Genomic DNA, 13,783 nt, shown 5'->3' with positions numbered 1-13,783 from the left:
TTATGCAGTTTGTTCTGGTTTCGTTACGACTTGCTGTCCAATTTTTGGCTCAGTTCCTGCAAGTAGTCGCTCAATATTGCTACGATGGCGCAATATTACATAAATTCCACCAACGATCGCAAACAATATATAAGGTAATGGTTGATGAAAAATTAGCATAAAAGCAGAAACAGCGATCGCACCTGCAATTGAACTCAAAGAAACAATCCGCGATACAGCAAAGACAAAAGCAAAAATACCTGCTGTGGCCAAACCTACTTGCCAACTCATTGCTAATAAAATCCCCAAACTAGTAGCTACAGATTTCCCACCACTAAAGCCCAAAAAAATTGATTTACTGTGTCCTAGAATAGCGGCTGACCCAATCAAAATTACCATCCAAGAGAGCCACAAATTTATATCTACCGTTGCAGGGATCAAATTTTCACTGTTAGCAAACTCAAACAACCAGTAAACCAGATTGATAGCTAAGACTCCCTTCAAACAATCCAGTACTAATACAAATGCTCCCGGCCCTTTGCCTAAAGTCCTTAATACGTTAGTTGCTCCGGTTGAACCTGAACCAACTTCCCGAATATCAATACCTTTTAACTTTTTCACAGCAATGTAGCCAGTGGGAAAGGAACCCAGCAGGTAAGCTACGACTACAATTGCCCCACATAAAGTTAACCAAATAGTCATAAAAGTTGTCGGTTGTTAGTTGTCGGTTGTCAGTTGTTAGTTGTTAGTTGTCAGTTGTCAGCGATGCACTGAGCGGCTGGTGAGCGCAGTCGAACCATGTCGAAGTGTTGTCAGTAGTCAGTTGCTTATTTCCACTGACTACTGACCAATACCACTGACTAATTAAAAGTCATTATCATAATTTCTCACTGTTTTGGGGTCAGGGGCAAATGCCAACCACAAAGGAAATTGCAGCATTGCCAGACTGATTTGCTCTTCAGAATCATCAATAATAATCAAGGGTAGCTGATTTGCTTTTACTAAGCGGTCTGCTTTTTGGGATAAAGCTTCTGGTGTTTCAAACAATACTACACCTCGATCAGGTCCGAAATCTGGGCGACCTATTCCTAGACAGTCTTGCAAGCCGCGCCGCCATTCACCGAGTCGTTCTGGCGTATTAGCTAAAACCAAAGTACGGACGCGATCGCCATACAGCTTGTGTAAAATCGAAATCACTGCTGAGGTAATGAGAATATTTTGTAAGCGGCTACCCATTGTCCGCAAAGCACCTCGTCCTCCTTGGCTAAAAAACCAGTTAGCAACTCGTTCAGCATGAACTGGTTCAAAGGTACGACGCAATTGCCAAGGAGGGCCATAATAATCTGGTTTGCTGCGGTATTGGTCAAGTAAGCGGCGAATTTTCTTTGTTGTTTCTTGAAACTGTTGTTGGGCAAATTGCGGTGTTACTAGTTCAGGTTCAGCTTTGGTTGCTCTAGTTTCTGGGACATCTGGCTTTTGTCGTTCTACTACAGAGGGTACAAGTTGCAATTGCTCGGCAGCGACGGCTAAATCTTGTAAGCTACCGGTAAGATAGTCTTTAAAACCCTGTACCCGAATCGCTAAATCTTGAGATGTTCCTGCAAAAGTGGTTCGCATCTCATTACGGATGCGTTCTTGACGGCGTTCTAGCTGTTCTACAGAAATTTGCAGTGCTTGTTTACGTTGTTCTAGTTGCACCAGCGACTCTTGTATAAATCGCCCCATCGTAGTTTGAGTTTCACTCAGTTGTGCCTGGAGGGTTTTGTAGGACGTTTGTAAGTTAGCTATTTCTGTTTTTAAAGCTGCTTCAGTGCTTTGCAACTGGACAATTCGTTGCTCTGCTTGTGTATATGGTGAATTATCTGATGGCGTTAATTCTACTGTTTCTGACTCTTGTGTGGTATTTGCTACTAATTCGGCATCTGATTCTTGTGTCAGCTCAACTTCAGAATCTGCCATTTTCTGATTAGATACGGACAGAGGTTGGTTGGCATCATCTGCTTGGGCGTTAACTTCAGAAGTTAACCCTGCTGTTTCCACATCTGAATTTTCAACATTAAGGTTTTGTTCTTGTATTTGCTCTAACCATTCATCAATCGGTTCTGGGGTTCGGGATTCCTCTGAGTTCATAAACTATAGTGCAATTCCTATAATGCGAATAAATAGCTTTCAGAAATATAGCGTTTTTCTTACGGATAGAATACACCACCCTAGCCCCTAGTCCCTAGCCCCTAGCCCCTAGCTAAATTCGTGGGCAACGTTCTTCTAAGCAAGTTTTCAGGGCGTTGGGGTCAAACAAAATCGGTAAAAAGTGAATACTTTTAACTTCTTTAAAATAAAACAGTATAGGAACTGGATTCCAGAAGATCCGCCAGTTTTGCCATTCTTGGTAGGGAAAGCGCCGGAGTAATTTTTCGCCTCTATAAATATCTAAGTCGGTGGCGGTAAAATGCAAGGACAATGTTACAGTTTGAAACAAAAGAAACAAGCCAAACAAAGCGATCGCTACTCCTAACCAAGCTTGCACCAAGACTAAGGGAATGGCTGCAATCACCAATACTACAGGGATATTGTAACTAGGTTTGAGTTTTACTGTTGATCCAAAGTTAGGCACAAATGAAGTAGTCACAGTTTCCAATCCTGCTCTTTTAGTAGACATAGTTCCTATTTTAAGAGTTAGGGGTCAAAAGAAGCAGGGAGCAGAGGGGCAGCACTTCGGCCTACTTCGACTACGCTCAGTACAAGTCGCTCAGTGGGCAGGGAGAAAAGGCGATCGCATTTACACCCCAAAAACCCTTCTTCATCTTTGTGTCTTAGTGGTAAAAATACAAAATACTGAATACTGACTGCGATCGCAGTTTTTTAATAGCTAAACTGCCTTCATTCATCAAGTGAACGAAAGCAGATTAAATAGTAGAGCAACTTAAATAATTTTAAGAAACTACCGAAAAACACTAGCTCTTTACCACCTCAGACCGCTCTGATGAAGGGTTTAGCCTTCCCTTGGTGGTAACAAAGTGGAGGAAGCGATAAAAACTCCACAAGTTGCTGAGTTATTCTCTAGTACTGTCCATGTATCTGCGATCGCTCTCCTTGGATACACGACAATGGGTCACAGCGGCATAACACCCATCCAGTACTAAACTGTTATGTAATAACAATAGCAATTTCAAAACTGAAAGTTAGTCTCTCTTGGGGAATAACCATAGTCAAACTGAAGAAATAACTGTCTTGATTGCTATTACCTATCTCTGGTTAGTGTTCTCTTGATATAGTAATCCGGTTTGATTCGGTGAATTTATTTGTGTAGGTAGGGAACAGGAAACAGGAAACAGGGAACAGTTAAGAAGAGATAGATATGTACTGAATCGTGTTCAAAAATCAAATAGGAGTCCTATATCATGTTTTAAGTAAGTTACATTGAAAACCACAAAATAGTTATTTTTAAAATGATTCATATAAATACTGTCTAACCCTAAGAATTACAACAGCATTCCTATATATAAAATTGTTAAATGATCCGGCATTCGCAAATCGAAATAATATGAATCAACAAGAAATTATGACTTTAATTGAAAAAGCGAGACATGCTTGGGTTAATCAAGACGCTGATGCTATTACACAAATGTTTACAGCAGATGGTGAAATTATTTTGCCGGGTAAAAAATGGCAAGGAAGAACAAAAATTCGAGAAGAGATTACTAATTTTGTTCAACAATATACAAATGTAAAAATTGATATTAAACGGATTTTGATTGACCATAATCAAGCCGCAGTTGAGTGGCATTATGAAGATACTGAAAAAGCTACAGGTCATCGTAACAAAGCCCACGATGTTATTGTTATCGATTTCCAAGATGGTTATATCAGTCGATGGCGTGAATATTTCGACACTCAAACGCCAGCCAACCCTTCGGAAAATTAAAAATTAAAAGTTAAAGATTACAAGACGCTCGCGGACTCGCTATCAGCGAAAATTTCTGCAAACAGAAGTGTAGTCTGCTAAATCCTCAAGTTTTGCTTTAGTCGTGAGATTCTCAAATAATGGTAGCTATGGCTGGCAGTTAGAGAAAGAGCGATGCCTAGCGGCAAAACTGACGTTAACGCACCTTTAAATCCGCAAGCTATTATATATAAGAAAATATGCAGTTTCAGCCCAAGGTTTTGCATGAAAGTCGCAGTATTCAGTACAAAAGCCTATGACCGGCAGTTTTTGTCAGCTGCAAATTCTCCCAACCAACATGAGTTGGTCTTCTTTGAACCCCGACTGAATCATGATACTGCTATCTTAGCCGCCGAATTTCCAGCAGTTTGCGTATTTGTACATGACCAAGTTAATGCCTCAACCTTAGAGATTCTGGCCTCTAGGGGAACGCGTTTAGTTGTTCTCCGCTGTGCAGGGTTCAACAATGTAGATTTACAAGCCGCAGCAGACTTAGGAATTACTGTTGTCCGTGTTCCTGCATACTCACCTTATGGAGTAGCAGAACATACTGTTGGGTTAATTTTGAGCCTCAATCGCAACATTCATCGAGCCTATAACCGTGTCCGAGAAGGTAATTTCTCCCTCGCAGGACTTTTGGGATTTAATCTCAATGGTCGCACAGTGGGGATTATCGGTACTGGAAAAATCGGTCTGATTTTAGGACAGATTATGAAAGGGTTTGGTTGTCACATACTAGCTTATGATGTCTACCGCAACTCAGAATTAGAGGCAATGGGGGGGAAATATGTAGAACTACCTGAACTATTTGCCAACTCTGATATCATTTCTTTGCATTGTCCTCTAACTCCTGAGACTCATCATTTAATCAACGCCGAAGCGATAAAACAAATGAAGCCACGGGTAATGTTAATTAACACCAGTCGCGGAGCGCTAATAGATACCCAAGCTGTAATTGAAGGACTCAAATCCTGCCAGATAGGCTCTTTGGGTGTGGATGTTTACGAGCAAGAATCAGACTTATTCTTTGAAGATTTGTCTGGTGAAATTATTCAAGATGATGTTTTTCAACGCTTGACAACTTTTCCTAACGTCTTGATTACTGGACACCAAGCCTTTTTTACAGAAGAAGCTCTCCAAAATATTGCAGAGACAACTTTTGCTAATATTGCTGACGTTGAACAAGGCCGTCCCTGTCCGAATGAAGTCCGCGCCCAACCGCAAGCTAAGGAGTCGGTTAAGTAGGTCGATGTCAATAATTATCGTTGAGATAAGCAGGGGGCAGGGGGCAGGGGGCAGGGGGCAGGGTGAGAAAGAGTTTGAGCCTTATTTACTTTTATTCACATAGTTTGGTTTTATTTCACCGACTTACTTAGCTGATTCATAAATATAAAGTATTACAGGTTTATACAGATGACAAAATATCGTCAGCGATTATGCCGTCGTAGATTGTCGCTGAGATAAATCCATCAAATTTGCTAACTTATAAACAATCCGCGCACCTACATTACCATCCCACTCAGCATCACCAACTTCGCAGACATCAAAACCAATAATTTTTTTACTACTCTTGACCAATTCTCTAAACAGACAAAAAGCTTGTTCTAACTCCAGTCCACCAGGAACAGGAGTACCTGTACTCGAACAGAGTTTAGGATCAAGACCATCTACATCAAAGCTGATGTAAACGTATTCAGGTAAATGACTGATTATTTCTCGACACAAATCAATCCAAGTCGTGCCAGAGTAAAGTTTTTGTTTAATAGCTGGATCGTAGTAAGCAACAATGCGGCCATGAGATTGGTCAATTATTTGCACTTCATCATGACAAATATCACGCAAACCGACCTGCACTAACCGCGAAATTTGCGGTAGTTTCATTGCATTAAACATAATAGACGCATGAGAAAATTCAAATTCTTCATAGGCATCACGTAAATCTGCGTGAGCGTCGATGTGCAAAATTCCAAAATCGGTGTATTTCGCTGCTAATGCTTGTAAATAACCCAATGGTGAACTGTGGTCGCCACCAATGACAGCAACTCGCTTGCCCTTGTTCATTGCTTCTTGGCACTGGGCAAACAACCATTGATTTACCTGTTGACCAGCTTGATTAATTTCTCTAAGGACAGGTGTCAAATCTGGTGTTGCTGTGAGTGGTTGACCTTGTCCTAAGCGTTCAATAATTTTTGCTGCTAAGGCGCGGTAGTATATATTTTTCTCTAAAATATCCTGGGGAATTTCTACCATAAAAATCCCTTGTTTCCAGCCATCAGGATGATCGAAATCAAATAAATCTAGTTGAGTTGAAGCATCCAAAACCCGTTGGGGACCGTTGGCTGTACCTGCGCCATAGGAAACAGTAACTTCCCAGGGCATACCAAAAACAATCAAATTTGCAGATTCGTAATCAAACGGCAAGCCTAAAAGGTTGCCATTGATTTCACCTATGCCGCTAGGATTGTAGTCTTGAAGTTGATTACTCATTTCAGTTATCAGTTATCAGTTATCAGTTATCAGTTATCAGTTACTATGGCGGTTTTCATTTGGATGAAATACACCACTCTAGTCCCTAGTCCCTAGTCTCTAGTCTCTTTTACATTAAAGCTTCTAGCATTTGATCAAAATTTCGGCAATACACTTGTTTGCCATACTCTTGCCAATCTTTGTCTGACGAATAAGGAAACCGTTTTAGTGTTACCTGTTGCACATAAGCCATGACTGGGCGACGAAGATGCTCATATTTCTTGAAGGCTTTCGTTAAAGTTGGTATGTCATCCCAGTTATTTGATTCTGCAATTTTAGCAATCAGTGTTGCAATTACCAAGGCATCTTCCAATCCTTGATTAGCTCCTTGAGCCATGAAAGGAGGCATTCCATGAGCTGCATCACCAACTAACACAATTCGTCCTGCACTCCAGGCTGATTGAGTGACAGCACGGTGAATATAATATGGACGCTGCTCTATTGTGGCAGCAGGAGATACACTCACCAATTGCTTGAGTATATTGGGGAAGTTTGCTTTTTTTAGTTCCTGCAAGGCTAATTGAGTTAAGGAATTGCCAGATTTACCTTGTAAAACATCTAAAGGCAAAGTCAAATGTAGAAGATATCCCAGTTGGTTATCTTGTCTACGAAATAACATCATTCTTGTATCTTGTGTACAATCAGGATTTGTGGATATTTCATCATTACTGACGGTAACAACTGATGAATCTGGAAAGAATTTTTCTTTAATTTCTGTTTGCAAATTATTTGAGATATCGGCTATTTCTCTACAAGCTATTGCTGCAAATCCAGAATATTCAGGTTTGGCAAAATCATGAGATGGACTATCTGTATAAAGTATTTTACGAACTGTAGAATTGATTCCATCTGCTGCAACAACTAACTTAGCTCGAAACGATTTTGTCGCTGATTCTTGAGGAGCAGTATCTAACATCTGAGACTGTATATCATTTTGTTGCTGCCTATCAACCCAATATGCATAAGGATTAGCTTCCATCGTTGTATCAGATACACAGTCTATGCGAACACAACAATTTTCTGGCTCATTGACAACGTTGATGCAACGGTGATTAGCTTTTACTTTGTCTGGGGGAAGTAAGTGTCTTAATGTTGTTTGCAAAACATACCAAAAAATTGATACTCGACCCTCACCATAATCTCGAAACCAGTCGTCGAAATCTAGAGGAATTGACCGAAGTTTCTGCCCATGCAAGTTTTTATAAACCCATTGGCGTGAAGTTTTGGGAGGGGTTTTATCTGGAGCTTTACTGACAGATTTTTCATGATGAGGCTGTGTATTTTTCAAGAAATTAATAGCACTTTTTTTGACTTCTTCGTAAGCATTAGGATCTAGATGTTTGATGGCTTTTAATCCGTTGGGGAGAAGATCCAAAACCTGACCAACCTGACGAAAGGCACGAGTTTGATCAATAACAAGAATGTTTTCAATACCACGCTTGCGTAAGCCAATAGCAGTTGCTAGCCCAATCGGGCCAGCGCCAACCACTACAACATCGTAAATCTCCACAGGAGAAGCAGAAAAGGCAACAGAGTTTGATGTGTCTGTAAACATGTGGTTGCTTAATTGATGTTTTAACAGGTTGTACATACTCATTATCAAAGAATGTTGATGATCGCACCATTAATACCGTTTCACTTTAAAGTTGATACATTTGGGCAAGCAGGGGAAGCAGCACTTCGGCTACGCGGCAGTTGAGCGTAGTCGAAACTCAGTGACCGGAGGCAGGGGGAGTAAGAAAAGTAATTTGTATCAATAATTTCGTGAAATGGTATAACTATTCAGCTTCCAAAGTCCAACTTTCGAGTTCAGAAGTTGAATCACCAAGCTTAAAGGTGAAGCGATCGCGCTTTTTACTGCATCATTCATCTTCCAAAGTTCAACTTTCGAGTTCAGAAGTTGAATCACCAAGCTCAAAGGTGAAGCGATCGCGCTTTTTACTGCATCATTCGTCTTCCAAAGTCCAACTTTCGAGTTCAGAAGTTGAATCACCAAGCTTAAAGGTCGAGCGATCGCGCTTTTTACTGCATCATTCAGCTTCCAAAGTTCAACTTTCGAGTTCAGAAGTTGAATCACCAAGCTTAAAGGTCGAGCGATCGCGCTTTTTACTTTATTTGGTAAACTTCAAACATCATCAAAGAGATGATTACTTTGGCAGGAGTGGGGAGTTTCCCGCAAAGCCGCCTTCTTCTCAGTCTTCTGGAATGTGCTGGGTGACTGTGGTAGTTATTTTTGCAAATTAAAATGTTGCGATCGCTACCGATTTTAAAGGTTAGCGCTTAGGATGGCAATGTATTTTTTGACAGTATAAATATGCCACAGCTTTTTTACGTAAATCCAGCAATAGGCAGTGATACTAATGCTGGTAATCAACAAGCCCCATTTAAAACAATCACTCAAGCCCTCAAGGTTGCCACAAGCGATACCAAGATTCAACTTGCAACTGGTAATTACAATGCCGCTAGTGGGGAAGTTTTTCCTCTGACAGTTCCATCTGAAGTAATGGTGGTTGGCAACGAAATCAACAAGGGTAGCAGTATTTTGATCGAAGGCAGTGGTAGTTACCTCAGCCGCACCTTTGCTGGTCAAAATGTCACCTTCGTCTTGCAAGATAACGCCGAACTTCGAGGAGTGACAGTTACTAATTTAGCGAGTCGGGGTAGTGGTGTCTGGGTGGAATCAACATCTCCTACCGTTGCTAATTGCACCTTTACCCAGTGCAAACGTGAGGGAGTCTTTACTACAGGCGATGCTAATCCAATTATTTTGGGTAACGTGTTCAGCGAGAATGCTGCAAATGGGATTGCGATCGCTAAAAATTCCCAAGGTAAAATTCAAGGTAATACTTGCTATAAAACAGGTTATGGTATTGCTATTAGTGATACAGCATCACCCACACTAATAGACAACAAAATTTCTGAAAACCGTTCTGGAATAATCATTTCTGGTAGTGCGCGTCCTGTATTGCGTAACAATCTTAGTGAAAATAACACTGATGATGGTCTTACGATAATTGCCAATGCGTTACCAGACATTGGCAGCATCAATAACCCAGGTGGGAATATTTTACGTAATAACGGTAAATTTGATGTGCAGAATGCCAGTTCCAACAAACTAATTTCAATAGGCAATCAAATCAATCCGGCTAAGGTTACGGGTAACGTAGAGTTTGCAGATAATCAGGTTCCAACCCCAACCCCAACGCCGACACCAACTCCTATACCTGCACCAACACCAACACCGACACCGACTCCCATACCTGTACCAACGCCAACCCCGACACCGACTCCTATACCTGCACCAACCCCCACACCTAGTCCTATCGACTTAAGTGACATTGGTAATCATTGGGCATCTGTATTTATTCGAGAATTAGTCAAACAAGGAATAGTCAGCGGTTTTCCCGATCGCACATTTAGACCCGATGCTACAATGACACGGGCGCAGTTTGCAGCTTTATTAGTAAAGGCTTTTAATCCACCCGTTAAACGTGCTGCAATTAAATTCAAAGATGTAGCAGATAGTTTTTGGGCATCTAAAGTAATTGAACAAGCATATCAAGGACAGTTTCTCTCTGGCTTTCCTGATAATACCTTTGCCCCAAACAAAAATATCGAGCGTGTACAAGTAATTGTCTCTTTGATAAACGGTATCGGCTTAGGATTATCTAGCAATGTTGCAACTGCCATTAAGGCTTTTGATGACCAAGCAAAGATTCCTGATTATGCTAAAGATGAGGTCGCAAAAGCTATCGGTAAGCAGATTATTGTTAATTATCCAAATCTCAAGCAACTTAACCCTACCCGCGATGCTACACGCGCTGAGGTAGCAGTAATGGTATATCAAGCTTTGGTTGATGCCAATCGTGTAGCGGCGATTAACTCGCCTTATATAGTGACTGTTTGATTTACGCTATGCGGGTCAGTTGTTAGTTGACTGACCACTGACCACTAACCATTGACCAAACTCTATCCCCTTGTGGGTGGAGTTTTTTATAATGCTGTTATAACTATTTACACAGAACGCCTCTCAAAAAGCGATCGCTATGCTTCAGTATCCTCATCTCGAACAAGCGCTAAAATATAACTTCGGTTACGATCAATTCCGCCCTGGACAACGACAAATTATCGAAGATGCGCTGCAAAATCGAGATTTACTGGTTGTAATGCCTACGGGTGGAGGAAAGTCTCTGTGTTTTCAATTACCAGCACTAATCAAAAAAGGTTTAACGGTGGTGGTGTCGCCACTAATTGCTTTAATGCAAGACCAAGTGGAAGCGCTGCGAAATAATAATATTAGCGCCACATTTCTCAATAGCAGTCTGAATGCTTATCAAGTGCGATCGCGTGAAGAAGCTATTCTTAAAGGTAAAGTTAAATTAGTCTACGTCGCCCCAGAACGTCTTTTAAGTGAAAGATTTTTGCCATTTTTAGATTTAGTAAATCACGAAATTGGTATTTCTACCTTTGCGATTGACGAAGCACACTGTGTTTCCGAATGGGGGCATGACTTTCGCCCAGAATATCGCCAGTTAAAATCATTACGGAAACGCTATCCTAATGTTCCTACTATCGCCCTCACAGCCACAGCAACAGATCGTGTCCGTGGTGATATTATCCAACAATTAGGATTAAAGCAACCTAGTATCCACATTGCCAGCTTCAACCGCCAAAACTTATATTACGAAGTTCGTTCTAAAACTAAATATGCTTATACTGAACTATTAGAATTAATTAGAGAAATTGATGGTTCGGCAATTATTTATTGCTTAACTCGTAAAAAGGTTGATGAACTCACCTTTAAACTACAAAATGATCAGATTTCGGCTTTGTCTTATCATGCCGGATTAACTGATGCAGAACGTTCCACAAATCAAACTCGATTTATTCGAGATGATGTCCGCGTGATGGTGGCAACAATTGCCTTCGGGATGGGAATTAATAAACCTGATGTGCGGTTAGTTGTTCACTTTGATTTACCACGTAATTTAGAAAGTTATTATCAAGAATCTGGGAGGGCAGGAAGAGATAGCGAACCCTCACGTTGTACATTATTTTTTAGTTTTAGTGATATTAAAACTATTGAATGGAGTATTAATCAAAAAACTGATCCTCAAGAACAATTGATTGCTAAACAACAACTACGGCAGGTAATTGATTATGCTGAAGGTACAGATTGCCGCCGTACAATTCAATTAGGTTATTTTGGCGAACGTTTTTCGGGTAATTGTGGCAACTGTGATAATTGCCGTCATCCCAAACCCATGCAAGATTGGACAATTGAAGCCATGAAGTTTTTATCTTGTGTGGCGCGTTGTAAAGAAAGATTTGGGATGTTGCACATTATTGATGTGTTGCGGGGTGCAAAAAACCAGAAAGTTACTCAATACGAACACGATAAACTTTCTACCTACGGTATTGGTAAAGATAGAGGTTTAGATGAGTGGCGAATGCTGGGGCGATCGCTTTTGCACCAAGGTCTGCTAGAACAAACTAATGATGGTTACTCTGTTTTGAAACTGAACGCCTTAAGTTGGGAAGTCATGAAGCGTCAGCGTACAGTGGCAATTGCGGTTCCCATCGCCCAAAAAATTACTTGGGAAGAAGGAAGTGAAAAAGCTGTTGCCGCAGAAGTATTATTGCAAAATTTGCGATCGCTCCGCAAACAACTAGCTGATCAACAATCTGTACCACCGTATGTTGTCTTTCCCGATTCGACGCTGAAACTCATGGCGCAAGTACAACCTCAAACTTTAACTGAGTTTGCTAAACTTTCTGGCGTAGGTAGTCATAAACTTGCTCAGTATGGTAAAAAGTTCCTGGCAGAAATCAAAGCCTATCGCCAAGAACAAGGCATACCAGAACAATCAGATAGTGATACAGCCTTTAAAAATTTACCTACTGACACCGAATTGACAACCTTAAAATTGCATCAACAAGGTTTGAATATTGCCGAAATTGCCCAAAAACGCAATCTCAGCCCCTCGACAGTTTTTAATCACCTCGCAAAATTAATTGAGAAAAATCAACCTGTAGATTTTAATCAGTTAATACCATTAGAACATCAACAAAAAATTTGGCAAGTTTTAGAAGTGCTTGGTGATATTTCATTGACTCCAATTAAAGAACAACTGGGTGAAAGCTACACCTTTGATGAAATTCGCCTGATGCGGGAAAAGTGGCGGCGTGAAAGTCGTAAATCTTAATCGTTTGGTTTGTATCAGGCTTTTATTGACATTCAACGTTTCTGTAGAAAAAGTCATAACTTGAAAGAAGGCTTTTACAGTACCATATAAGCGCCAAGCTAAGTTAATCATCATTTAAATTGCACCATGTTCATGGTAATAAAAGCTGCAAATCCTCTCCCCTGCTCCCTGCCCCCCTGCGACCTCAATGTGCAAATTAAATGCTTAACAGTTTGTCTATCTCCAGATGGATGTCTTCTGATGCCTTTACGTCAAGTTTTATCCCAGCCTGATATTCAACTTTCTTATTTAGAGTGGCAGCAAGGTCAAGTACCTTTATTGCTGTTGCATGGTTTAGCCGACAACGCCCTTGTTTGGTCTAGCTTAGGTGATTACTTGGCAGCAGATTATCACATTATTGCCCCAGACATGCGCGGTCATGGCGAAAGCAGCAAGCCAGATCAAGATTATAGCTTTGATAGTGCGATCGCAGATTTAGAAGCACTCATGGATCATTTGGGATGGACTTCTGCTCATGTTGTTAGTCACTCTTGGACGGGGAAATTAGCTGCTATTTGGGCAAGAAAAAGTCCAGAACGTTTGCGGAGTATGGTTCTGGTTGATCCGATTTTCATCTGGAAAATGCCCAGTTTCTTCAAGTTCACATTTCCCTTTTTATACCGAGTCTTGCCTTTTCTCAAAGGTATGGGGCCATTTGCTAGTTACGAAGAAGCAGAACAACAAATACGCCAGTTAAGCCAATATCAAGGATGGACTACTTTACAGCAGCAAGTTTTTCAAGCCGGAATTGAACAAAAAGCTGATGGTAGCTGGGGTAGTAAGTTTACTTTAGCAGCCCGCGATCAAATTTTTGAGGAAGTAATGCAAGTACCGGGTTTGACAACTTTCCTTGATACTCCTACTTTGTTCATTCAGCCAGAAAAAGGGGTTAACCGTCAAGATTGGCAACTCCAACCTTACAAAACCTATTTGAAAAATTTACATTTGTGCCAAGTTCCCGGCAATCATTGGCCTTTTTTGAGCAATCCTGAAGCATTTAACCGGACTGTGTCAGCTTTCTTAGCAGAAGAGTATAGGTGAATCTATCTCATGCTCATTCGACGCAAACACCAGAATGAGATGAGCCTGT

At 40.8% G+C, this 13,783-nt stretch carries 11 protein-coding genes; 6 read left to right on the top strand and 5 right to left on the bottom strand.

The window, feature by feature from the left end:
- The 3 genes from plsY to QI031_RS17365 all read right to left on the bottom strand — a co-directional run bounded on the left by plsY (nt 1) and on the right by QI031_RS17365 (nt 2,638).
- Entirely contained in the window at nt 1-681 is a 681-nt protein-coding gene (gene plsY, locus QI031_RS17375) for a glycerol-3-phosphate 1-O-acyltransferase PlsY (protein ID WP_281480911.1), read from the bottom strand.
- Nucleotides 682-843: 162 nt separating this feature from the next.
- The gene (locus QI031_RS17370; RefSeq protein WP_281480910.1) at nt 844-2,109 is read right to left on the bottom strand and encodes a DUF3086 domain-containing protein; all 1,266 of its coding nucleotides are present in this window, start codon (nt 2,107-2,109) and stop codon (nt 844-846) included.
- Nucleotides 2,110-2,221: 112 nt separating this feature from the next.
- Nucleotides 2,222-2,638, bottom strand: coding sequence for a DUF3119 family protein (locus tag QI031_RS17365; protein ID WP_281480909.1), 417 nt, complete (start codon nt 2,636-2,638; stop codon nt 2,222-2,224).
- A gap of 885 nt (nt 2,639-3,523) precedes the next feature.
- Between QI031_RS17365 and QI031_RS17360 the strand changes: the two genes are divergently transcribed.
- Nucleotides 3,524-3,904: a nuclear transport factor 2 family protein gene (locus QI031_RS17360; RefSeq protein WP_281480908.1), complete on the top strand. Its 381-nt coding sequence runs from the start codon at nt 3,524-3,526 to the stop codon at nt 3,902-3,904.
- 243 nt (nt 3,905-4,147) lie between these two features.
- Nucleotides 4,148-5,167 (top strand): 2-hydroxyacid dehydrogenase, encoded by a 1,020-nt coding sequence (locus tag QI031_RS17355; protein WP_281480907.1) that lies wholly within the window; start codon nt 4,148-4,150, stop codon nt 5,165-5,167.
- Nucleotides 5,168-5,356: 189 nt separating this feature from the next.
- Here QI031_RS17355 and speB read toward each other — a convergent pair whose 3' ends face one another.
- Nucleotides 5,357-6,409, bottom strand: a complete 1,053-nt coding sequence (speB, locus tag QI031_RS17350; protein WP_281480906.1) for an agmatinase SpeB — start codon at nt 6,407-6,409, stop codon at nt 5,357-5,359.
- Nucleotides 6,410-6,518: 109 nt separating this feature from the next.
- On the bottom strand, nt 6,519-8,039 hold the full coding sequence (locus QI031_RS17345; protein WP_343217804.1) for an FAD-dependent oxidoreductase: 1,521 nt from the start codon (nt 8,037-8,039) through the stop codon (nt 6,519-6,521).
- A gap of 173 nt (nt 8,040-8,212) precedes the next feature.
- Between QI031_RS17345 and QI031_RS17340 the strand changes: the two genes are divergently transcribed.
- The 4 genes from QI031_RS17340 to QI031_RS17325 all read left to right on the top strand — a co-directional run bounded on the left by QI031_RS17340 (nt 8,213) and on the right by QI031_RS17325 (nt 13,734).
- Complete coding sequence (locus QI031_RS17340) at nt 8,213-8,692, top strand: hypothetical protein (RefSeq protein ID WP_281480905.1); 480 nt, start codon at nt 8,213-8,215, stop codon at nt 8,690-8,692.
- 70 nt (nt 8,693-8,762) lie between these two features.
- Nucleotides 8,763-10,355, top strand: coding sequence for a DUF1565 domain-containing protein (locus QI031_RS17335; protein ID WP_281480904.1), 1,593 nt, complete (start codon nt 8,763-8,765; stop codon nt 10,353-10,355).
- Between the two features lie 139 nt (nt 10,356-10,494).
- On the top strand, nt 10,495-12,654 hold the full coding sequence (recQ, locus tag QI031_RS17330; RefSeq protein WP_281480903.1) for a DNA helicase RecQ: 2,160 nt from the start codon (nt 10,495-10,497) through the stop codon (nt 12,652-12,654).
- A gap of 240 nt (nt 12,655-12,894) precedes the next feature.
- Nucleotides 12,895-13,734: an alpha/beta fold hydrolase gene (locus tag QI031_RS17325; RefSeq protein ID WP_281480902.1), complete on the top strand. Its 840-nt coding sequence runs from the start codon at nt 12,895-12,897 to the stop codon at nt 13,732-13,734.
- Nucleotides 13,735-13,783 lie beyond the last annotated feature (49 nt).

This window comes from Halotia branconii CENA392 (assembly GCF_029953635.1).
In the GTDB taxonomy this organism is placed as follows: Bacteria; Cyanobacteriota; Cyanobacteriia; order Cyanobacteriales; family Nostocaceae; genus Halotia; species Halotia branconii.
This window is presented reverse-complemented; position numbering and strand designations above follow the sequence as displayed.

Bases quoted from the DNA above. Each gene is read 5' to 3' on its own strand.
- QI031_RS17335 (WP_281480904.1), top strand. From the start codon at position 8,763: ATGCCACAGCTTTTTTACGTAAATCCAGCAATAGGCAGTGATACTAAT.
- QI031_RS17355 (WP_281480907.1), top strand. From the start codon at position 4,148: ATGAAAGTCGCAGTATTCAGTACAAAAGCCTATGACCGGCAGTTTTTG.
- QI031_RS17345 (WP_343217804.1), bottom strand. From the start codon at position 8,039: ATGTACAACCTGTTAAAACATCAATTAAGCAACCACATGTTTACAGAC.
- QI031_RS17365 (WP_281480909.1), bottom strand. From the start codon at position 2,638: ATGTCTACTAAAAGAGCAGGATTGGAAACTGTGACTACTTCATTTGTG.
- recQ (WP_281480903.1), top strand. From the start codon at position 10,495: ATGCTTCAGTATCCTCATCTCGAACAAGCGCTAAAATATAACTTCGGT.
- QI031_RS17360 (WP_281480908.1), top strand. From the start codon at position 3,524: ATGAATCAACAAGAAATTATGACTTTAATTGAAAAAGCGAGACATGCT.
- QI031_RS17370 (WP_281480910.1), bottom strand. From the start codon at position 2,109: ATGAACTCAGAGGAATCCCGAACCCCAGAACCGATTGATGAATGGTTA.
- QI031_RS17325 (WP_281480902.1), top strand. From the start codon at position 12,895: ATGCCTTTACGTCAAGTTTTATCCCAGCCTGATATTCAACTTTCTTAT.
- plsY (WP_281480911.1), bottom strand. From the start codon at position 681: ATGACTATTTGGTTAACTTTATGTGGGGCAATTGTAGTCGTAGCTTAC.
- speB (WP_281480906.1), bottom strand. From the start codon at position 6,409: ATGAGTAATCAACTTCAAGACTACAATCCTAGCGGCATAGGTGAAATC.